This window comes from Flammeovirgaceae bacterium, from assembly GCA_015180985.1.
Lineage (GTDB): Bacteria > Bacteroidota > Bacteroidia > Cytophagales > Cyclobacteriaceae > UBA2336.
Window position 1 is genome coordinate 1,601,611 of sequence record CP054185.1, and the last position, 22,531, is coordinate 1,624,141.

Annotated in this window: 16 protein-coding genes and 1 tRNA gene; 8 read left to right on the forward strand and 9 right to left on the reverse strand. The window is 46.7% G+C overall.

Annotated elements, in window-relative coordinates:
• Positions 1 to 69: 69 nt before the first annotated feature.
• Both HRU69_07575 and HRU69_07580 read left to right on the forward strand, forming a co-directional pair.
• Positions 70 to 2,499 (forward strand): DNA translocase FtsK, encoded by a 2,430-nt coding sequence (locus HRU69_07575; GenBank protein ID QOI97358.1) that lies wholly within the window; start codon positions 70 to 72, stop codon positions 2,497 to 2,499.
• Positions 2,500 to 2,558: 59 nt separating this feature from the next.
• Positions 2,559 to 3,200 carry an outer membrane lipoprotein carrier protein LolA gene (locus HRU69_07580; protein ID QOI97359.1) on the forward strand — a complete coding sequence of 214 codons (642 nt, stop codon included), beginning with the start codon at positions 2,559 to 2,561 and terminating at the stop codon, positions 3,198 to 3,200.
• Between the two features lie 3 nt (positions 3,201 to 3,203).
• Here the strand turns inward: HRU69_07580 and HRU69_07585 are convergent, their stop codons facing one another.
• Positions 3,204 to 5,792, reverse strand: a complete 2,589-nt coding sequence (locus tag HRU69_07585; GenBank protein ID QOI97360.1) for a carboxypeptidase regulatory-like domain-containing protein — start codon at positions 5,790 to 5,792, stop codon at positions 3,204 to 3,206.
• Between the two features lie 117 nt (positions 5,793 to 5,909).
• Between HRU69_07585 and pyrF the strand changes: the two genes are divergently transcribed.
• The 6 genes from pyrF (at position 5,910) to HRU69_07615 (ending at position 10,751) form a co-directional block, all read left to right on the forward strand.
• The gene (pyrF, locus tag HRU69_07590) at positions 5,910 to 6,734 is read left to right on the forward strand and encodes an orotidine-5'-phosphate decarboxylase (protein ID QOI97361.1); all 825 of its coding nucleotides are present in this window, start codon (positions 5,910 to 5,912) and stop codon (positions 6,732 to 6,734) included.
• Between the two features lie 26 nt (positions 6,735 to 6,760).
• Entirely contained in the window at positions 6,761 to 8,035 is a 1,275-nt protein-coding gene (locus HRU69_07595; GenBank protein QOI97362.1) for a DUF2851 family protein, read from the forward strand.
• Positions 8,032 to 9,285 (forward strand): hypothetical protein, encoded by a 1,254-nt coding sequence (locus HRU69_07600; protein ID QOI97363.1) that lies wholly within the window; start codon positions 8,032 to 8,034, stop codon positions 9,283 to 9,285. The genes HRU69_07595 and HRU69_07600 overlap by 4 nt, the downstream gene beginning before the upstream one ends.
• A gap of 56 nt (positions 9,286 to 9,341) precedes the next feature.
• A complete protein-coding gene (locus tag HRU69_07605; protein QOI97364.1) occupies positions 9,342 to 9,980 on the forward strand; it encodes a NeuD/PglB/VioB family sugar acetyltransferase in 639 nt (212 codons plus the stop codon).
• Between the two features lie 313 nt (positions 9,981 to 10,293).
• Complete coding sequence (locus HRU69_07610; protein QOI98858.1) at positions 10,294 to 10,644, forward strand: MmcQ/YjbR family DNA-binding protein; 351 nt, start codon at positions 10,294 to 10,296, stop codon at positions 10,642 to 10,644.
• A 32-nt stretch (positions 10,645 to 10,676) separates the two neighbouring features.
• Positions 10,677 to 10,751: transfer RNA gene (locus HRU69_07615), tRNA-Arg, on the forward strand.
• A 22-nt stretch (positions 10,752 to 10,773) separates the two neighbouring features.
• On the opposite strand, the gene HRU69_07620 is transcribed toward HRU69_07615, so the two are convergent.
• The 8 genes from HRU69_07620 to HRU69_07655 all read right to left on the reverse strand — a co-directional run bounded on the left by HRU69_07620 (position 10,774) and on the right by HRU69_07655 (position 22,483).
• Positions 10,774 to 11,436 (reverse strand): DUF4918 family protein, encoded by a 663-nt coding sequence (locus HRU69_07620; GenBank protein ID QOI98859.1) that lies wholly within the window; start codon positions 11,434 to 11,436, stop codon positions 10,774 to 10,776.
• Complete coding sequence (locus HRU69_07625) at positions 11,436 to 13,115, reverse strand: D-aminoacylase (protein ID QOI97365.1); 1,680 nt, start codon at positions 13,113 to 13,115, stop codon at positions 11,436 to 11,438. Before HRU69_07625 ends, HRU69_07620 begins: the two co-directional genes overlap by 1 nt.
• A gap of 56 nt (positions 13,116 to 13,171) precedes the next feature.
• Positions 13,172 to 14,809, reverse strand: coding sequence for a D-aminoacylase (locus HRU69_07630; GenBank protein QOI97366.1), 1,638 nt, complete (start codon positions 14,807 to 14,809; stop codon positions 13,172 to 13,174).
• 66 nt (positions 14,810 to 14,875) lie between these two features.
• Positions 14,876 to 17,314 carry a S9 family peptidase gene (locus tag HRU69_07635; GenBank protein ID QOI97367.1) on the reverse strand — a complete coding sequence of 813 codons (2,439 nt, stop codon included), beginning with the start codon at positions 17,312 to 17,314 and terminating at the stop codon, positions 14,876 to 14,878.
• A 98-nt stretch (positions 17,315 to 17,412) separates the two neighbouring features.
• Positions 17,413 to 17,709, reverse strand: coding sequence for a ribosome-associated translation inhibitor RaiA (raiA, locus tag HRU69_07640; protein ID QOI97368.1), 297 nt, complete (start codon positions 17,707 to 17,709; stop codon positions 17,413 to 17,415).
• 34 nt (positions 17,710 to 17,743) lie between these two features.
• Positions 17,744 to 18,958 carry an FAD-dependent oxidoreductase gene (locus HRU69_07645; GenBank protein QOI97369.1) on the reverse strand — a complete coding sequence of 405 codons (1,215 nt, stop codon included), beginning with the start codon at positions 18,956 to 18,958 and terminating at the stop codon, positions 17,744 to 17,746.
• A 133-nt stretch (positions 18,959 to 19,091) separates the two neighbouring features.
• On the reverse strand, positions 19,092 to 21,494 hold the full coding sequence (locus HRU69_07650) for a penicillin acylase family protein (GenBank protein ID QOI97370.1): 2,403 nt from the start codon (positions 21,492 to 21,494) through the stop codon (positions 19,092 to 19,094).
• A gap of 26 nt (positions 21,495 to 21,520) precedes the next feature.
• Entirely contained in the window at positions 21,521 to 22,483 is a 963-nt protein-coding gene (locus HRU69_07655; protein QOI97371.1) for a hypothetical protein, read from the reverse strand.
• Between the last annotated feature and the right edge of the window lie 48 nt (positions 22,484 to 22,531).

A 22,531-nucleotide genomic window follows, 5' to 3' on the forward strand; every position in this document is an offset into this window, starting at 1 on the left:
ACTTGCATTAAGGTAGGTTGGTTAATTGGTTAACAGTTTTTTCCGTAGCTTTGAGTACTTTTTAAACTAATGGCCGAAAACACCTACAAGTCAAACACCTTTCGGAAACCGGACAAAAAAGAGAAGAAGAGCAAAACAGGAAAGTCATCTTTCCAATTTTTTAACGATCCGAAACTCATACTAGCCCTGGGATTCTTTCTGCTGGTCAGCTCACTCTTCCTGTTCATTGCGTTTCTGTCGTATCTGTTTACCGGCAAAGCCGATATGAGCATAGTGGTTCAGTCGGGCGATTCCGTACTGGAGGCAGCCCGTGAAGTTGAAAACTGGCTGGGATTCTTCGGAGCATGGACCTCGCACCAGGTTATCTATAACGGGTTCGGTCTTTCGGCCTTTTTTATTCCACCTATTTTCTTTTTACTGGGTATCCGGATGGTGTTTAAGCGAACCCTGCTATCCATTGGTTCGGTAACACTGTTTTCGGTTTTTGCGGGCTTATGGCTCTGCCTGCTATTCGGTTACCTTACTTTTAGTATTGATGGCCCTGCCGAATGGAGTTACCTGGGTGGTAAAGTCGGTTATGCCCTTGCCGGCATTTCGCATAGCCTGTTAGGATGGGGCACATTTATGCTGCTGGCTCTCTCGCTTTTTGTTTTCATCATCTTCTTTTTTAACGTAACGGCCATTCCTGTATTTGTTAAGGACCCCAAACCGATGGGTAATGATGCACTAATACCCACCGAACCGGTTACCGGGTATACCGATGAACAGGACAACTGGCCCCAGCAGGTTGAAATTGAAAAGCCTGTTGCTGAACCGGTTGTTGTGGTTAAGCCGGAAGAACCTGTAACACCGGCACAGGAAGTAAAACTTGATGTAGAAAAACCCCAACCCCCGAAGAAAGAAACTCCAAAACAGGAACCTGACTTTATCATTGAAGAACGGCTGGAGACCGATGAACTGGCTGAAAAGCTGGTGGAGGAAAAAGGTGTTTACGACCCGACCCTCGACCTGAGCAATTACAAGTTTCCACCCCTTGAGTTGCTGAACGAATACGATACCGGTAAAGTACAGGTGACTCAGGAGGAGTTGAACCAGAACAAGGATAAAATCCTTGCTACATTAACCAATTTCAAAATAGGTATTACCAGCATTAAAGCCACCATCGGCCCGACAGTGACTCTTTATGAGATTGTACCCGATGCCGGCATTAAAATTTCAAGAATAAAAAACCTGGAAGATGACATTGCATTGAGCCTTTCAGCCCTGGGCATTCGCATTATTGCGCCTATTCCCGGCAAGGGTACTATTGGCATTGAAGTACCCAATAAAAACCGCGAGATGGTGGGCATCCGTTCGGTGCTGGCCACTCAGGCCTTTCAAAAAACCGATAAGGAGTTACCGGTTGCATTAGGTAAAACCATTTCGAATGAAGTGATGGTGATTGACCTGGCCAAAATGCCGCACCTGCTTGTGGCCGGTGCAACCGGGCAGGGTAAATCAGTAGGTTTAAATGTAATTCTTACCTCCTTATTATATAAGCGGCATCCCAGCACACTGAAGTTTGTGCTGGTTGATCCGAAAAAGGTAGAGATGGCCCTGTTCAGCAAAATTGAGCGCCACTACCTGGCCAAACTGCCTAACAGCGAGGAGGCCATTATTACCGACACACGAAAAGTGGTTCATACGCTCAACTCATTGTGTATCGAAATGGAAAACCGGTACGAGATTTTAAAGGATGCCGGGGCACGGAACTTAAAAGAATACAATGCCAAGTTTGTGGCTCGAAAACTTAATCCGAAAGACGGCCACCGCTTTTTGCCCTACATTGTATTGGTTATTGATGAGCTGGCCGACCTGATGATGACGGCCGGTAAAGAAGTAGAGACCCCCATTGCACGGTTAGCCCAGTTGGCACGTGCCATTGGTATTCACCTGGTTGTGGCTACGCAACGCCCTTCGGTTAATGTAATTACCGGGGTTATCAAAGCCAACTTCCCGGCCCGCTTGTCCTTCCGGGTAACGTCAAAAGTTGATTCACGTACCATTCTGGATACCGGTGGGGCCGATCAGCTGGTAGGGATGGGCGATATGCTCCTTTCATCCGGCTCGGATATCATCCGGCTTCAATCGCCTTTTGTGGACACACCTGAAATTGAAAAAATATGTGAATACATAGGGGCACAACGTGGGTATGACTCGGCCTACCTGTTGCCTGAGTATGAAGATGAAGACAGTGGTGCCTCAACGGTTGATTTGGCCGAACGCGATGCCTTGTTTGAGGAAGCCGCCCGCCTGATAGTAATGCACCAGCAGGGCAGTACTTCGCTCATTCAGCGCAAACTTAAACTTGGTTATAACCGGGCCGGCCGGCTGATTGACCAGTTGGAAGCGGCCGGCATTGTAGGGCCGTTTGAAGGCAGCAAGGCGCGGGAGGTACTCATTAAAGACGAACTGAGTTTGGAACAATTATTGAATAGTTTGAAGGAAAAACACGGATAAGCACCTATTTTTGCCCTCCGTTTTGCACCAATAAACATCAAAAAACTATTCAGAAATCAATGAAAAAGGCATTTTCCTTTCTTGTACTGTTGCTCTTTGCAAACCTGGGTTTTTCACAATACGACCCCAAAGCCCTCGAAATCCTGGAGGCGATGAGTAAAAAGTATAAGTCATATACCAGTTTTGAGGCAAACATCAGCCACAGCCTGACCAACGAAACAGAAGGAATAAAAGAAGAGTTTAAAGGCAAGATTACGGTAAAAGGAGAGAAGTTCAGGCTGGTAATGGATGACCAGGAAATTATTAATAATGGCACCACCGTTTGGACGTACCTGCCGGCAGCCAAAGAAGTGAACATCGACAATTACGATCCTTCATCAGACGAAATCAATCCTTCCAAGATTTATGAAGTATATAAGAAGGGATTCAAGTATTTATACCTGGAAGATGTTACCGAAGGAGGTGTACTTTGCGAAGTGGTTGACCTGGTGCCTGAAAGGAAAGATGCCCAGTATTTTAAAATCCGGATGAACATTTCAAAGAAAGACCGCAGCATTCAGAGCTGGACGATGTTTGATAAAGGCGGTAACAAATACAAATATGCCATCACCAAATTTACCCCGAACGTAGCAGTAGCTGATAATTTTTTCACGTTCGATCCGAAGAAATACCCCGGGGTAGAGATTATTGATTTGCGGTAAATGTTAATCAGGCGCTATTTCCAATAGTTGTTCCGCTCTGAAGGGTTTTCCTTCTGCCGTAACGCCTTCAATAGTGATTAAATAAGGTCCGGGTGAATCCGATGCAAAGAACGATACGAGGTCGGATCCTGTGCGCGTTGACGAGATCACGGATGGATTCCAGTACAATGTGGTTCTGAAATCAGAATTTGGCGGAATAAAGTAAGCTTTGTGATTTACCCCGTAAAATTTGGCAGGTGTTGCAAAACCATTTAGTTTAATCCGTTTAACGCTTTCGTACTCTTCAAAAGTACCGCGCAGGCCGCCACCCTTGGTGTACACTGCGATAACTCCGTTTGCTCCAGTCGATCCATAAAGCGAATTTAGCCGTGTGGTTACTTCGATGGCAGCAACATCAGCAGGGTTAATGGAAAGCAAGGCCATTTGTGCACTCCCGCCAACAGGCTGATCATCAATTAATATTAGTGGTGACAGGGCTTGCCCAAAAGAAGCCGCTCTTGCAAAACGGATTTCATAATCTATGCCATTAAGGTTTATGATTAGCCCGGGAATTTTTCCCCGCATCATTTCAATAACATTAACAGCCCCGTAATTAAGTTGTGAGCCCTCCATAATATAATCCGGCTCACCAAATGGTCGGAAGATGATAGGTTTATTGACTTCTCTTTTTTCTTCAGCAATTCGTTTGGCCTGAATGATTACTTCATTTAGGAGGGTGGTATTTTTATCGATTTTAAAATCAGCCCGCTCAAGGTTCCTGACTGGGGCCGGCCAGGAAAGCTTTAAAGGAGCAGCGTTGCGCTGGTCAAAAACCAGTTTGCCGGTGTATAGTAGTTTTTTACCCAATGTTGCTGAATACCGTACTGGCATGGAATCATAAAATTCAAGACCGGCCATTGAGAATTTACCATATGGGTCGGTATCAAATTTAAATACCTGCTTTAACTGGTCCCCCATCATGGTAAGGGATACCATGGTGGGTTTGCCGGCTTCATTAAAAAACTGGCCGCTAACAGTAAGTCCTCTTTCCAGCGGATAGTTGATACGAGTAGTTGCAGGAGGGGGCTTAATTGTATGGGTTTTAACAATTACAACAGAATCGTTCAAGAGCCGAACCATTGACATATCGGTAACGGAAACCGACATCCATGCCGATACCTGTTGGTTTAGTTCGTTATTTACTCTGATACTGAACGATATTCTTTCACGGGGTTTGTACTGCCTCTTGTCAAACTTAAGCTGAACAAGGTTGTTGGTTTGTAGTTCACTTCGTTCACCAATGTGATTAGAGCTTCGTTTAATAATCGGCAGGTACTTTAGAAAAAACTGGTCGTCTCCATAGTTGCGTTGCCAGTTGGTGTAAGCCCGTATAGCCAGGTAGTCAGATGAATAGGATTGGGGTATAACAAATTCGCCCCAGGCTTCACCATCATCAATTTTCAGTTTCTTTTCAAAGAGTATGCGGCCGCCTTCGTGTTGCTCAATCAGTTCTACGTGCAACACAGTGCTTAATGACTCAATCAGGCTCAGGTGGTTGTAATTCATGTAGGCCTTAAACCAAATCGTGTCACCGGGTAAATAATAGGGCTTGTCCAGGTGCAGGTAGGCCTTTTCAAAATAGGGCTCCAGTAAGAAAATTTTTTTCTCAACACTGGGCGTGTACTCATTCGGTAATTGAAAGGATAAACTTTTCTCATTAAACACTCCGCCAATTCTTACAGAATCGGAATTCAGTATTTGCCCAACATCTGAAAATACAATACGGCCATCCGCCTCAATCCACGACTCATATCCTTCCTCAATCGTGCCCATGGTAACATTTAACTTGCCCTTAAGGTTAAGGGAGTTCGTCTGTCCGCTAAACCCTGTAGTTAAAAAATTCTCCGGGCTAACCGCGTTGCCATGCTCATCTGTAATTTTATACCCGTTAAGGTGATACGTATTTTGTAAGATGGATTCAAGAAAGTGGTTTACACCATACTGATACGTGATAAACCGGTTTTTCTCCCATAATTTTTGTTCTTCTTCTGTCCCTTTCATCTGATAGAACTGCAACAGGTAAAGAAGTTGCTCTTTGGTGTAGCTGATAACATGGCCTGTAACCTGATAGCCCAGTGCCAGATTATCGGCTTCAAATTTTCCATAAATTCTACGACCATTCTCTTCATCGATGTACTTGAATTGAGCCGTCTTCGTTATGAAACGTTCATTCCAGCCGGGAATAATGTTGTTTTGCGATACAATTGCTTTAAGTACTTCTGCAGTAAGCGATTTATCCGTAAGTTTTTTTCCCGCGTCCTTTTTAAGAAGGAATAGAAGATACTTCTCCTGTTTCTCCAGGCGCACCGTCTGATAGGTAGTTTCACGTCCGTGTGCAGCGCAGCCTACCCGGTAAATTCCCGGTTGAAGCCCCTCCAGCATAAAATAGCCCTTGTCATCGGTTGTAACGTGTACCAGTGTGTTGTCGATGAAAACCTCTGCATTTTTAAGAAATTGTCCGGATTTAAAATCTTTTACCTGGCCTGAAATCTGCGCCAGAAGGTAAGCAGGCACTGTTACTGCAACTAACACAAGCCAGCCGAATGTTTTCATTAGGAATATTGCAATTTGTTGATGCAAAATAAAGCGTGCCTAGTAATAGGTCAAGGGTTTATCGGAGAGGCTACTATTAACAATATTTTTATAATTTCAAGCCATAGTTAAAATTTCGTGAACCGCCAGGAACTAACCGAACAAATCAAAATAAAGAAATCATACCTGTGCATCGGCCTGGATACTGATGTTGGTAAACTGCCTGCTCACCTGGCCTCATCCGAAGATCCGGTATTTGAATTCAACCGCCAGATTATTGATGCCACCCGGCATGTTGCGGTTGCCTATAAACTGAACACAGCTTTTTATGAAGCCAATGGCACCAAAGGCTGGGAAAGCCTGAAGAAAACACTGGCGTATATTCCCAAAGAATGCTTCACCATAGCCGATGCCAAGCGGGGCGATATCGGCAACACGTCTGCCCTTTACGCAAAAGCATTTTTTGAACAACTGAATTTTGATGCAATTACCGTAGCGCCCTATATGGGTGAGGATTCGGTTAAACCATTTCTGCAATTCAAAAACAAGTGGGTTATTCTGCTGGCGCATACCTCCAATCCGGGTAGTGCCGATTTTCAACTCATTGAATCAAAAGTGACTGACCGCAGGTTGTATGAGGAGGTGATAGTGAAAGCCCAAACCTGGGCATCGCCCGATCAGCTCATGTTTGTGGTGGGTGCCACACAAGCTGAAAAAATTAAGCACATTCGTGAACTTGCCCCAGCCAGCTTCTTCCTTGTGCCTGGTGTTGGGGCCCAGGGTGGCGACCTGGATATGATTTCGGTGAACGGCATGAACGCTGATTGCGGATTGCTGGTTAATTCTTCGCGAGCCATCATCTACGCTTCGGCCGAAAGCAATTTTGCAGAGGCAGCCGCTGTTGCAGCCGGGCAGGTTCAACAGGTTATGGAAAAACACCTGCGCGATAAGGGATTGGTGTAGTTATTTAACGGTTAATCGGAATTTACATGACCGAGTCCTTCCTTCATTATGTTTGGCAATTCCAGTATTTCGATAAGAAGGAACTCTTTACCTCCGGAGGAGAGACCATTGAAGTCTTTAATCCGGGTATCAAAAACGCTGATGCCGGTCCGGATTTCAGCGATGCACGAATTAAAATCGGAGCACTGGAATGGCGCGGAAGCGTTGAAATTCATATCCAGGCCTCAGGTTGGGTGAACCATCACCACGATGCGGATGCCGCCTATGAGCGGGTTATCCTTCATGTTGTATGGGAGGAGGATAAAGTCATTAGCCGGTCGGATGGGACACGCATGCCGACCCTGGTTTTAAAGGCTCGTGTTGATCCGGAACTATGGAAACGGTACCGTAACCTGATAACCAGTGCCGAGACCATTCCGTGTGCCCATTCTGTTTTAAAAGTTGATCCGGTTATCCGGTTATCCATGATGGATAAGGTGTTGCTGCAACGGCTCGAAAAGAAAGCCCTGCTTGTAATTGCCTTCCTTGAACAGAATAAAGGTGATTGGAACGAGACAACCTTCCAGTTACTGGCCAGAAATTTTGGTTTTAGGGTAAATGCTGAACCTTTTGAACAACTGGCCAATGTGCTTGCTTATAGAATTATTCTCAAGCATGTCAATCAGCCAATGCAGGTTGAAGCGCTGTTGTTCGGAATGGCCGGAATGCTGGAGAAGGTGGAGGAAGATGAATACACCACAACGCTTAAAAAGGAGTTTGCTTTGCTTGCCCATAAGTATGGCCTGGCAAACAACATGCTCAATAAAGCACAATGGAGGTTTCTGCGGTTGCGACCGGCCAACTTTCCTACTGTACGATTGGCGCAGTTTGCAACGCTGCTTTCGAACCAATCTAATCTTTTTTCAACGTTTATAAATGCTGACCATAAGCAATTAGTTGAGGCACTCGCCATCCGGCAGTCTGCATATTGGCTTTGTCATTATCAATTTGGCAAAGAAGTAAAATCGGTACCCGTGTTTGGTAAAAGCAGCATTGATGGTGTGCTTATCAATACGGTTGTACCTCTGCTGGTAGCGTATGGCAAACAACAGGATGACCAACAGTATATTGACAGGGCTGTGTCAATCTTACAGCACATCCCGGCCGAAAAGAACGCCATTATTAAACAGTATTTGTCTCTTGGGTTGGAAGTGAAATCCTCCTTCGACAGCCAGGCGTTGCTTGAATTGTATGCTGATTACTGCCGTAAACGAAGATGCCTGGAATGCACCATCGGGGCCAGCCTTGTTAAACCGAAATGAGTATTTTGATTACCACAATTAACCTGGCAGCCATTACGGCAATCCTTTATTGGACCTGGCGTAAGGATAACTCTTCAATAAAAAAATTCTATTGGCCGGCAGCGGTTTTAAAGCTGGCGGCCGGAATGGCAGTTGGTTTCGTTCATTACCGGTATTATGCGCAAAGCGATACCATTCTTTTTTATGAGTCGGCACTTCAGTTACGGGAAATGGCGCTGCGGGATATACCAACCTACCTGAAGATGCTCGTTGCTGCGCCTGACGGCTATTTTCTGGGAGAACACCGGACATTGCTTTTTGTAAAACTGGTAAGCGTAACAACCTTGTTTACGGGCGGCAACTATTACCTTAGTTCACTTTTCTTTTCACTTCTTTCGTTTCTTGCTGCGTGGCATCTGGCTGCATGGATAACCAGGTTTAGTTCGGCACTCGCCATCCCGGCCGTGGTGGCTTTTTTGTTCTTTCCCTCATGTGTATTCTGGAGTTCAGGCATCTTAAAAGAAAGCCTGGCCATGGCCGGTTTGTTTTACCTGGCTTCGTTCGCCATTAAAGTGGGACTGCGGCATCAACTCACCTTATTAAACGTTTTACTATTGGTGCCGGCCTTGTGGATTGTGTGGAGTTTGAAATATTATTATGCAGCTGTTTTTATACCCGTTGTCACGGCTCTGCTGTTAACCCAATACATGGCCGAAAAGTTTAAGCAAACTTCTTTTATCAGCGAAGTATTTATTTTTTTGGTGGTGCTGGCGTTGTTCTTATCATTGGGGGGGCTCTTACACCCCAACCTGAAGATCGGCCGGATTTCAACCATTGTTTATGAAACACATCAATTGGTGCAGGCTCAATCCAACCCGGATAACCTTATTCATTACAATAACCTGAAGCCAACATGGGGTGGTTTGTTACAACATATACCACAGGCATTTGTTTCAGGATTTTTCGCCCCGGTCATTCCGAGGTTTTCAAATTTTCTGCAGGTGCTGTCGGTTTTTGAAAACCTGATGTTGCTGGTGTTGGCGCTTTTTGCAATTCCGGCCATGAGTCGCTTACCCGTTGCTTCTTACCGGTTATGGGTTGTGGCGATTCTTGTTTACATGGCCCTGTTAGCTGTGTTTATAGCGTTAAGTACACCCAATGTGGGTACACTGGTTCGCTACCGGGTTGGGTACCTTCCTTTTTTTGTTCTGCTTGTTTCACAGCAACCCTTTTTACAACGGTCGCTTGAACGTTTTTTGGTGCCGAAGTAAGATGGCCGGTTGGCTTGTTCGTTATACCTTTGCCGCGGTTTATCAATTCTGTAATTATGGAAAATCCTGTTATTATTTTGGGTGCCGGCTATCTGGGCCGCATGGCCAAAGAAATTCTTGAGAGTAACGGTAATGTGGTGTATGGTTTTTTGGATGATGACAAGAAGCTGCACGGCCAGGAGGTTGACGATGCCACTGTGCTTGGCAGTATGGATGATAACGGTTTTCTGAAATTAATCGGAAAGAAGTGCGAAGCCTGCGTGGCCGTTGATGAAAATCGTTTAAAGAAAAACCTGGTGACCATGTTGAATGAGCAACGGCACGTACAGCCTGTTAATGCAGTGCATAAGGGAGCATACCTGTCGCCAAAAGCAGTGCTGGGTCATGGTAACCTGATTGATCGTTCCGTACAGGCGGGTGCGGGTGTTGTTATCGGCAATCATGCCGTTATTCATGCGGGCACCATTATCGGAGTGGGTGCGCAAATTGGTGATTACGTACAAATTGGTGCAGGCAGCATTATTAATCCGGGTGCGGTTATTGAAGAAGGTGCATTTATCGGAACCGGTGTTACAATTGTTGCCGGTTTAACAATCGGTAGAAATGCACGGATAGGAGCGGGTTCAGTTGTAATTGCACCGGTAGCGGAAGGAGAAACAGTATTTGGTAACCCGGCCCAGAAAGTAAAGACGTAGCAAGGCATGTAAAACAATAAAGGTTGATCCTGGATCAACCTTTATTGTACATTGATTTAGAAAATCAAGAAGCTTACTTCTTCTTCTTAGCAGCTTTCTTAGCTTTCTTTTTCGCTTTCTTTGCCATAGCGCTTTTGTTTTAGTTAAACATATAGTTTAAAACTATAATAAAGGTAACGGAAGGTTTTGAATTTGCCAAATTTTCGACTATATATTTGCATACTTATGAAGTGGTAGCAGTTCGCTCTATGGTGTTGATGTGGTTAGATTTGTACTGAGCATTCAATTATTCAAAACTTCATTTATTTTCTCCATGCGCATTGATGATCTTGAAAGTTTTTGTATGAGTTTACCTGCCGTAACCGAGGATGTGAAGTGGGACAACGACCTTGTATTCTCGGTTGGTGGAAAAATGTTTTGCGTAACCTCGCTCGAACCTCCGCTGAAGGTATCTTTTAAAGTGCCTGACCACGATTTCGATGAACTGTCATCGCGCGATGGCTTTATGCCGGCTCCTTACCTGGCGCGTGCCAAATGGGTTTTGTCAACCCAACCGGAAAAATTAAAGAAAAAGGAATGGGAATTCCTCGTACGGCAATCGTATGAATTGGTGAAAATGAAGCTTACCCGCCAAATGAGAAAAGATTTAGGCATTGATAAGTAAATCAGCGCAATCTGCTATTTTTGCGCTCCATTGCCCCTGTAGTTAAATGGATATAACGAGAGCCTCCGGAGCTCTAGGTGCAGGTTCGATTCCTGCCGGGGGTACCAAGTCAGGTCAGGCCTGACTTTTTTATTTGAGTTCCTCCAGGTACCGGTCAATATATTCCTGAACACGCTTACGCCTGTACTGCATAATAAACCGCGGATGCGGAAGCGGAATAACCTGTTTGAAGAACTGGTATTCGCTATTAAGCCTGCTTAAAAAGTCAAAGTTTTTACCTTCGCCAAGGCAGTAACATATTTCCCGGTTCAGCCCGAAGTTTATTTGCTGTTGTATAGATTGCACGCAAAAATTATAAACAGCATGTTGCAGTTCAGGAGAGTCATAATAGTTCAGATTTTTACCGTCTTTCACAAAACCCAGCGGGCAAACTGCGCTGATATAAAATTTATCATAAAACTTTTTTTCACCCCCGTAGGCACTAATCATCGTATAGATAAAATCGGCCGAGAGTTCGGCTTTTTTAGGTAATTCATTTTTAATGCCGCAACGTGTTTCAAGTTTTATCGGGTCGGTAAACGGAATGCCGGTAATACCACCACCAAACCGACCCGGGTTGATGCCGAGAATTAAAGTACGGGGTTTGTTATCGTTGTAAAACCTGGTATAAAATGCCCGGCATAAAGCAAAGGCCGATGAATCCTGGTACGGATTCATGGCCTTAATGCCCGCAGGCAATTTAGTTTTAAGGTTTAGTGATTTAAGTAAAGCAAGAATGTTATTGGCCAGCATCACTGTTTTTTCCACCCCGGGCCCCTTACTACCCGGCCAGGCCGGGCCCCGGTGTGCTCTCCGTCTTTCAATACCTGCGTTCCGTTTACAAAAACATGCACCATACCGGTGGAATACTGGTGTGGTTTTTCGAAGGTGGCGTGATCCTGCACCTTGGCCGGATCAAAAATGGCGAGGTCGGCATAATAGCCGGGTTTCAACGAGCCGCGTTTTTGAATTTTAAGGTTGGCAGCCGGCAGCGAGGTAAGTTTACGGATGGCTTCTTCCAATGTGATTACTTTCTCATCGCGAACGTATTTGCCGAGCAGCCGGGCAAAGTTGCCGTACGCGCGCGGGTGAGTGTTGGTTTTAATAAATACGCCTTCGGTAGCGGGCGATTCGGCATCGGAACCAAAGCTTAAATAAGGCAGGGCGATTTGCCGTTTAATGTTTTCTTCGCTCATCATAAAATAAGCCGTACCAACGCGGGTGCTGTCGGTAATAACCAGATCCATTGCTGTTTCTTCTGGCGATTTGCCGTAGAATGCCGCCACTTCGGCCAGCGTTTTGCCGACAAAGCGCTTCAGCGAATCATTGGCAAAATCAAGCAACAGTACCCGGTCAGGGCTGCCGGCCATCAGTAACAAGTTCTCCCATTTGTCAGATGGTTTGCGCATTTCATCCAGTGCCTTTTTGCGGATTTTCGGATCCTGCAGTCGCTTGATCCATTCTTTTATACCACCTTCCTGCACCCAGGGCGGCATGGTAGCATCCAAACCGGTGGCACCGGCAGGATAGGTGTACATATCGGCTGTGATCTTAAGTCCTTCTTTATTGGCCTTATCGATCATCGCCATGACTGAGTCCAGTTTCCACCAGTTTTCTTTGCCGGCCATTTTAAGGTGGTAGATTTCGGCCGGCAGGTTGCCTTCGCGTGCAATGCGGATGGTTTCATCAACCGCACCGAAAATGTTGTTGCCTTCGCTGCGCATGTGGGTTATGTACATACCCCCGTACTGGCCCGCTACTTTGCAGAGTTCAATAAGTTCTTCGGTCGAAGAATAGTTGGCAGGGGCGTATATCAGCGATGAACCCACACCCAGTGCACCTTCTTCCATGGCTTGCTTTACAAGGGCTTTCATCCGTTCCATTTCTTCGGCTGTGGGCAGGCGGTTGGCATATCCCAGTTCATGAATACGCAGCGTTGTAGCTCCTACGAATGAAGCCACATTGGGTGCAATGCCTCTCCGCTCCAGCGATTCGAGGTACTCACCCAGGGTAGTCCAGTCAATATCATATTTCCAGTCGGGGTTGCGCATCATAATATCCTGCTGGTCCGCTTTCATCTTCTCATTCAACGGCCCCATCGACCAGCCTTCACCAAATACTTCAAGGGTAACACCCTGTCGGATGTCGGCCTGCGAGTTGCCATCCAGAATAAGCGACTCTGTGGCCCAGCTGAGCATGTTGATAAAGCCCGGTGAAACAGCCAGGCCGTTGGCGTTGATTTCGGTTTTTCCTTTCGCCCGCGACAGATCCCCGATAAACGCAATGGTATCGGCATTAATGCCGATATCGGTAACCACAGGCGCTTTACCCGAACCGTCATACAGGGTTCCCTGGCGAATGATGAGATCATAGGTTGTTGTTTGACAAGACAGTGTTGCTGAAAGCAAGAGGAGATAAAGCAGGTTTTTCATATTTTTTTTATTTGTAGTTAATAGTACGTGTCACTGAGTGGAGCATAAGTTTTTTATTACCGTTTAATTACCCGACCTGGGCGTGCGGGGGTGGGTATTCCGTTATTCAACACCGGCACGCCATTAACAAGTACGTGCACCATTCCGGTTGCGAGTTGCTTTGGGTTTTCGTACGAGGCAGGATCGTGGACCTTATCAGGATCGAAAATAGCAATGTCGGCAAAGAAGCCCGGCTGAAGCTGTCCCCGTCTTGTCAGCTTCAAGTTGGAGGCCGGAAGTGATGTCATCCGTCTGACGGCTTCCTGCAAGGAAATAAGTTTTTCGTCACGCGTATACTTTCCGAGTACCCTGGCGAATGCTCCAAAAGCCCGTGGATGGGTATTCCAATTCTTGAATAGGGCGGTGGTATCAAGAGAAGCCCCATCTGAACCGAAACTAACATAAGGTAACTGCAGTATCCTCCTTACGTTGCTTTCAGATTGCAGAAAATAGACCGCTGCTGCAGGGGATTTGTCAGCAACGATCAGATCAAGTACAGTTTCATCGGCATTTTTCCCGTGCATTCGGGCCACTTCGTCCAGACGCTTACCCTGATAAAGTTTGTTTAGGGAATCAAGCCGGAAACCAAGGATCAGCACATCTTCTGGTTCGGAGTTCTTGATCGGTATGCCCGCGGCCATTTCATGGAGCACCTTGTTGCGAATGGCAGGGTTTTTCAGACGTTTCCGCATGGTCGATCCGCCACCTTCCTGTACCCAATCCGGTATGCGCTCCTGTAAGGAGGTGTTCGAAGCGGCATACGGGTACATATTGGCTGTGATCTTGAGGCCGGCCCGTTGGGCTCTTTCGATTTTGGCGAGCACGCTATCGAGTTTATTCCAATTTCGTGCATGATTGATTTTAAGGTGGTATATCTCCGTTGGTATAGAAGCTTCCCGGGCTACCCGGAAAGTTTCCTGCAGGGCATCATAAATAAAATCGCTTTCACTGCGCATGTGTGTAATGTAAATACCATGATATTCAGCGGCTACTTTAGCCAATGCGATGAGCTCTTCCGGTTCAGCATAACTTGCGGGCGGATAGATGAGTGAAGAACTCAAACCCAGTGCGCCCTGCTGCATTGCTTCGCGGACCAGTTGTTTCATTTGTTCAATTTCTGTCGAATCCGGTCTCCGGTTGGCAAAACCCAGCACAAAATTGCGGACGGAGGTATGACCTACAAAAGAGGCAATGTTTGGAGAAACTCCGCGCTTCATCATGTAATCAAAAAAACCACCCAGTGTAGTCCATAAACTGTCAGATTCGCTTTGTGTTTTTCTTTTTACAGGACCCGGACTCCAACCTTCACCGAAGATTTCAAGCGTAACTCCCTGTTTGATATCACTCATCGCGCGACCGTCCAGCATGAGTGACAGGGAGGCCATACTGTTCATGTTGATGAAACCAGGCGAAACGGCTAATCCTCCGGCATCAATTATTTTTTTTGATTTCGCATGCTTCAGGTTCCCGATGGCGGCTATGGAGTCGTGGAGTATTCCAATGTCGCCATAAAAAGGGGGTGATCCCGATCCGTTATAGATCATTCCGTTGAGGATAAGCGTGTCGTACTCCGGGGGTTCCTTTTGTGTACAGTGCATCAACAACGCGGGTACAAAAGCAAATAAAACCAGCAACAACCAACGGACGCTATGCATGGATTACCGGATAAAGCTTTTACTCTCGTTGCAACGGTTTGATGGTTCAGCTACCCGCAAATGTCATTACTTTCCGGCCTTAGCATCCGCTTTTTTCGCTTCCTTTCCCTCATGCTTTACGTACGTTTCCAGCCAGCGATCCATTTCCCAAAGGGTGTGCATAATGCTTTCTTTAGCGGCATAGCCGTGGCTTTCGTGGGGGAGTAAAACAAACCGTGCTGTACCACCATGCCCTTTAATGGCGTTGTAGAACCGTTCGGTTTGAATAGGGAACGTGCCTGTATTGTTGTCGGCTTCACCATGAATGAACAGGATGGGCTCCTTTAGTTTATCGGCAAACGAGAAGGGCGACATGATGTAGTAAACCTGAGGAGCTTCCCAGTAGGTACGGGGTTCGGCCTGGAAGCCGAAGGGAGTAAGGGTTCGGTTGTACGCTCCGCTGCGCGCAATGCCGGCTTTGAAAATATCGGAGTGGGCCAGCAGGTTGGCCGTCATAAATGCACCATACGAATGCCCGCCAACCCCAACACGGTTTTTATCCAGCACACCCAGCGAAGCGGCATAATCAACCACGGCCTGTGCGCTGGCCACCAGTTGTTCAACGTAGGTATCGTTAGGTTCTTTTTCGCCTTCACCTACAATAGGCATGGTGGCATTATCCAGCACGGCATAGCCACGGGCTACCCAGAAAATGGGGCCGCCCGAACTTAGCCGGGTAAACGAATATTTAGATCCGCGCACCTGCCCTGCCGCATCGCTGCTTTTGAACTCGCGCGGATACGCCCAGACAAAACCCGGCAGGGGGCCGTCTTCCTTTTTGTAGCCGGGCGGAAGATATAAATCAGCCGTCAGGTCAACGCCATCGGCACGTTTGTAACGCAGCACCTGTTTTTTTACATCGCGCAGTTGCGGGTACGGATGTTCAAAAGAGGTAAGCTGTGTAACCTTTGATGATCCGATGGTGCGCAGATAATAATTCGGGTTTTCGCTGTTCGATTCGCGCGAAGTGGCAAACGTACCTTTCTTCGGATCGAGCAGGGCTACAACAAATTCGTAATAAGGTGCCTGGCATTGCCACAGCCGGCTTTTCTTTCCGGTGGTTAAATCCAGTTTATCCAGAAAGGGCATATCGCCTTCGGGCGAGGAGCCCTGCCCGCTGAAATAAACCGAGTTGTCTTTATTGACCATCAGAACGCTTCGGCCGAAAGCATTGAAAGTTGTTAGTGCATTGCCGGGATCGTTATAGGCATCTTCATAGTTGCGATCAATCAATACTTTTTTGGCAAGTGTTTCCGGGTTGACCTGGTACGTCCGTTCTTTCCTGTCATTAATCCAGCGTTCGTACACCCAGGCTGTACTGTTATTACCCCAGATTATATACGCGTAGCGCAAGGGCAGACTGATAAGTTCTTTTGGCTGAGCGGTAAACGGAAAATCCCACGTAAAAACTTTGTCGCGGATGTCGGCCTTTGCTTTTGGATCACCGCCATCCTGCGCCTGCACCCAGTACAGGGTGGCGGGTTTATCGGCTCGCCATGCGTGGTTGCGCGGTTCTTTGTGTGTGGCATTGTTGCCGATGGGGATGTAATCGGTTAACGGAACATCCACCACATCCTTCACCGTTTTACCATCCCGATCAATTATCTGTACCAGGTGAGGAAACCGGTTTACCGGAACCAGGTAGGAGAAGGGCTTGTGAATCAACTCGACCAGTATAAGGTTGCCATCAGGCGATGGATCGTAATCACCATGTATAGCCGATGGACTGAGTGTTTTTTCTTCACCACTATTCAGGTTTTTCAATATCAAATCGCTGGTGGTGTAGTATTCAAACGCCATTTCATCGTAGGGGTTTTTCAGCAGATCCTGAAAGGTAGGTGCTGGTGTTTTTTTACCCAGGTTTTCTTCCACCACCGGACCGGTTGGTACCCTCGATTTAGCCGGAAGCGGCCTGAGGTTTTGCGGAACCGCGGTAAACAGTACATGCTGTGAATCAGAAAGCCAGGAATAGGCTCCGCCCAGCGTATTGTTAAGTTTGCGCTCGGTAATGCGGGTGGCAGTAAACGATGTTAAATCAATCACCCAGAGTTCAAGCTGGTTAGGGTTGTTCTGTATGAACGCCACTTTTTTACTGTCGGGTGAAAAACCGGCACTGTTTAATAATAATGGAGCAGGAAGATTTTTGATTTCGTATTCCTTGCCGGTTGCAATATGTTTTGCTTTTAACCCGATGATGTAGTTGCCGCGGCTGGGGCCGAAATTATCGGGATTGATACGCAGGCCTGCGAGCCTCAACTCAGGGCGCGATAATTGTTCAATGGTTGGAAAATCCGAACGTTCCATCAGCAGCATCCATTGCCGGTCGGGTGAAAAGCTGACGAACGGGGTAAGCGGGGCTTCAACGAGTTTGGCAATTTCTTCCGGAGGGCGTTGGTAAATTATATTTTCCTGGGCGCTGGCTGCGAAAATGACCAGCAAAAAAAGTAGCCACGTAATTCTTTTCATAGATTGGGAATTTAGAGATGGCCAATGTACAACAATCAGGGGTTGTATTCCAGAGGAATTTGATAAACGAAAAACCCCGGTGTTGCCCGGGGTTTCAATTAGCTTCTCTTCTTTTCTTTCCAGTCTTTCAGTTGCCGTTCCAGCGTATCAACTGCTTTCTGGATTCCCTCTTCGAATGATTCCGTTTGCTTTTTTACAAACAGATCGTTTCCGGGTATGCCCAGCCGTATCTCACACACTTTGTTGTTTTTCTTTTCTGATTTCTCAATACGCAGCACCACCCGACTATCAATAATCCGGTCGCTGAACTTTTCGAGTTTTTCTACTTTTTCATTCACCAGGTCCAGCAGGCTCTGGCGGGGGGTAAAATCCAGTGTTTGAACGTGTACTTTCATTTTCTAAAGTTTTAAATCTCAGCTTGCCATACGGCTACGGGAGCATCGACAGGCCGTGCTTAAACTTAAGCAGAAAATATTTTTCAACAAGCAGTTTGGTCCAGTCGTTAAAAATGTTGGGTATCATCACGGCAAACTTACGCGGTTTAAACAGGTGGTCACCCATGATAATAACCTCTTTGTGGCCGGCATCCATTACACACACGGCCGGAATTTTACCCCAATCGCGTTTTACAAACTTTTGCTTACCACGAATTTCATTAACGATATTCTTCACGGCAATTTTGGCTGATACTTCGGTGGGGAAACCGGTTTTCGGCACCCCGAAAGGCACTACGCAGGCAAAGGGCGCTTTTACTTCAACAGCAAGGCCAACGGCATACACGTTTTTGTACGTAATATGCTGGTAGCCCTCGTTGCAAACCACAAAGCCTTTTTCGTCAACCAGTTCGGGTGAGTGGAACATGGCTTCCGTTCCGATAAACGGTGGCATAATCATGGCCATTTTATAAGGCAGTTCGGTGCCGTCCTTCAGGTAAATAGTTTCTTTTTCGATGCGATCGACAGAGGCGTTAGTGTACCACTTGATGTTGTACATCTTCATAAACATTTCAAGCATGGTTTGGCCGCCTGTAATGCCGCCAATACCAAAGTGCCCGAGGAAGGGCTCCGGTGTAAACCAGGTAAGCGTTACTTTGTCGCGGATTTTGCGCTTACGCAGTTCCTTATCCAGATTAAACAGGTACTCGTAGGCTGCACCCATACAACTTGCGCTTTGTGTGGCGCCTACTACTACCGGTCCAGGGTTGGCCGTCAGTTCGTCCAGTTTTTTAAGGGCCCGTTCACCGTATTTGGGTATCACAATATTTTCTACATACCCTTTTTCGGGATGCAGGTTTTCAATAATGTTAAAGTCCATCTGGATGCCCGTAGAGATGACCAGATAGTCGTAGGTAAAGTTTCCACTTTGTTTTGTTTCCACGGTGTTTTGTTGGGGGTTAACCCGCGTGGCCGCATCCTGTATAAACCGGATTCCTTTTTTCTCCATGATCGGCCTTATCGGGAAGCTGATGTCGTTGAGTTTGCGCCTGCCGAAAGGCACCCAGATGAGGGACGGTATAAAGGTAAAATCCGGGTTAGGCGAAATAACTGTTACGGTGGCCTGGTTCTTCAGTTTGCGCTGCAATTCGAGTGCGGCTGTGGCCCCGCCAAAATTGCTGCCCAGTACGATGATATTTTTTGTTTTCATATGGGTTTGATTTTTGTTGTTCATATCGGTCTTAATTCCGATATGAATTAACCAACAGAATTGGTTAATTCCGGTAACTGCGGTCACAATGCGACCTGATGTTTATCATTTCGATTGCTAAAAAATACTGACGTTAGTCAGCGGGATTTAATACGAGCCGGTTTTTTGATTGGGATATGATTTCTTCGCGGTTCATCGTCATCTTCCGGGTTTTGCCGGTGGCGAACATTTCGGCCTGGTTGCTGTAATGCGGGCTCATTACATTGCCGCTTTGGCCGGTTGGTGAAATGGTAATTCCATTTTCAATATCTCCAAAGTCGGTAACCTTGCGTAAAGCAGGCCCGCCATCAACATTAAAGTAACCTGAGTTTTCAAGTTTGTAATGCAGGTTATTGATCACCTCACTGCCGCCATCAACTACGAAGGGCCCGACATTAAAAAATTTGTCCAGCGGCTTTACAACTCCAAGTGCGTGGACGTGGGTGAGGGTGTGGATCTTGCCCCACGTCCATGATTCGGGTTTTTCACCGCAGCTTTTTTTGAGTAATTCGATTGTTCTGTGCGCAGCCTGCTCAACGATTTCTTCCCGGCCTTCGGTTTTGTCCTTAGTAGTTACATCGTCCCACCAGGGGTTTGCTGCTGATGCGATAAACAGGTGGTACGAATTTTTCGGAACGGAAGTTTTAAGCAGAGAAGCAAGCGCGGTTTCACCCAGTTCATCCAGCATGGCGGCATGCATAATCTGGTCAAGCAGGTTGTTATAGATGGCGGGAGCAACCTGGGTAGCCTGGTGTGAACCATCCCACGCATTGAGTTCCTTAATCAGTATTTCAAATGCCGGCTTGTTTAACGTTGAGAGTACCGAAGCAATCTCTTTAGCTACTTCAACATGCATGGATGAGGTAACGTCCAGTTGCAGGGCGCTGAGTTGTTCCGCTGAAAACTTTTTGTCACTGCTTAGCAATTCTACAATCCGGCCGGCTCGGCCTTTGGGGTAATAGTATCCGGGGTACAAAACACCATCAACCGCTTCAGGCTGGTTGTTGGCCGAATACACAAACCCCCAGGGCGGGTTAACGGCTTGCGGATTTTTTGAAAAATCATAGAAGCCGGTGTATTCATCACGGCCGCTTTCGCCATTCAGAAAGAGTTTGCTCACAACATGGTCTGGTCTAACCGGAAGTTTCGCAGCGGCCCACCAGGCAATATTTTTATCGGTATCGGCATACATTACGTTGAGGCCGGGTGCTGAAAACAGCGAGACCGCTTCACGGGCTTCTTCGAATGTAGAGGCATGATTCAGTTTCCAGGCAGCCTGCAGCGCATGATTTTCAACCTGCAACAAGAGCCATGAGAGTGCGATGGGCTCTCCTTCTTCCGGTGTATTCTCAACAATGCCGTTGATAATCGGGCCGTGTCGGCTTTTTCTTACCTCGAATGCAACATCCCGAGAGCCTTTTACCAGAATATTCTCTTCCCTTACATTAAGATTTTCCCAGGTGCCCATATACATCACCTGGTTTTTATTTTCCGGATTTGATTTTTCGAGGAAGAAATCCACATCGTCATTTTCAAACATAGTCAGCCCGAATCCGCAAAAGCGGTTGTTGCCAAGCAGGCCCACCGGTATGCCGGCCAGGTGATGACCATAAAAACTGAAGCCCGGATACTCCAGGTGTGCCTCGTACCAAACAGCAGGCTGTGAAAAGCCGATGTGCGTATCGTTGGCCAGAATAGGATATCCGCTGGCTGACTTTTCGGCCGATACAACCCAGCCGTTGCTCCCCTGCCACAGCGGAACAGGTATTTTATCAATGGCCTGATGAATGGATGCAATCAGCTTATCGCCCGAATGTGTTTTTACTGTTCCGTTGTAATTCTTGATTTGCACGGCATCGGGCGGAGTTTGTACAGCGAGCGGAGCCAGGTACTTTTCGCCCCATTCCGATTTTATTTTTTCAAGCACCGGGTCGGCATGAAACCCTTCGGCAAACCCAAACGACATAAAGCCGACCGCCAGGTAAATGTCTTCGGGGGTGAACTCCGTTTTCGGAATACCCATGATGGTAAATTCGATGGGTGTTTTTCCGGTTTTGATGTATTGATTGATACCGCGCTGGTATGCGTGGGCCGCCCGTTGGTAATCGGCCGAGTCGGCACTCAGAAATTTTGCTGCATGTTCTTTGGCAAAATGGTTAAGACCCAGTGTTCTGAAAAATTTATCAACAGGAAGTAACTCCTCACCAAGAATTTCAGCCAGTCTTCCGGCTGCCGCACGCCTGAGCATCTCCATCTGGAACAGCCTGTCCTGGGCATGTACATAACCCAGGGCATAATAGGCGTCTTCCATGGTTTGTGCATAGATGTGTGGCACACCGTAGGTATCAAACAAAACCTCAACAGGTTGCTGCAATCCAGGCAGGGTTTGTTCGCCCGATAGTTGCGGCTTAAGGCTTTGCAGGTAAACAAACAGCGCGATAGCGAGCAGAACAAGAACTGCAAACAGGCTGAGAAGAATTCGTTTAACTAGGTTCATGGACTCATGGTATAATAGCGGTACAACTACTTTTCAGCCAGCCACACAAAAACAATATTCAGTACAACATAAAGCACAATAACAATGCGCGAGCCCCAATAGTCAACCCGGGCGCTTGCTTCTTTTTTGTCTTTTTCATAGAGCCGAAGGGCAATAGCCGAAATCAGCAGGGTTACAAAAATACCGAGGAAGGTGATGGTGTGCAGCGTATCCACCAGGGTAAATGACGATGATTCGGGCAGCAGCGAGTCAATGATATACTTGTTGCCCACGGCTGCAAACAAACCGCCAACCGGCAGGCCATAGCGGGGTTCCAGTTCGGTGGCTTTCGGTGTGAAGCTGAGCGCGGCAATCAGAAAGGCGATGTACATGCCGATGAAAATTTTCAGAAACAACCCCCAGGCATCGCGTTCAATGTCAATTACAATATTAAATGAAGCATACTCAGAGTGCATCATATCCGAACGGGGGTCGCCAAATACGGTAATGTACTCGTGCGTGTTGGTGTTCACTTTAAAATCGCGGATGCGCCAGCCGTCAAGTGTCAGTTCACGGTCAAATGTGCTGCCGAACTCATCGGCAACAAATACCAGTTGGTTTTGATCGTAAATGGAGTTTTCAATGTGCACAACAAGCCGTTGCTTATCGAACGGAAAATCACCCACCTTCCAGTTTTGCTTCATCACGCATTTCATCTTCATAAGCTGCCACATTTTGCCGTCAACCATATCCATCAGTACTTCAGGTTCTTCGATGGTTTTAGCGTTGGGTATGTCAATCTGTTTGGCAAAATCAAACTGCAGGTTCTGGTAAATCAGCCACAGCCAAAAACGGATGGTATACTCTTTTTGCTGAAAATTAATATCATGAATGCTGATGATGTACGTACCGATCTGCACCGTATCCGGAGGTTTAGCACTGCTGTCATCAGGTTGTGCCTCGGCAAAGGGGGCGACAACAAGTAAAAGCAGAAAGGCGCAGTATTTCATGAGGCAGGTAAAAATATCATTTTTCGGAAGTTTCGAAAAGCATTCCTA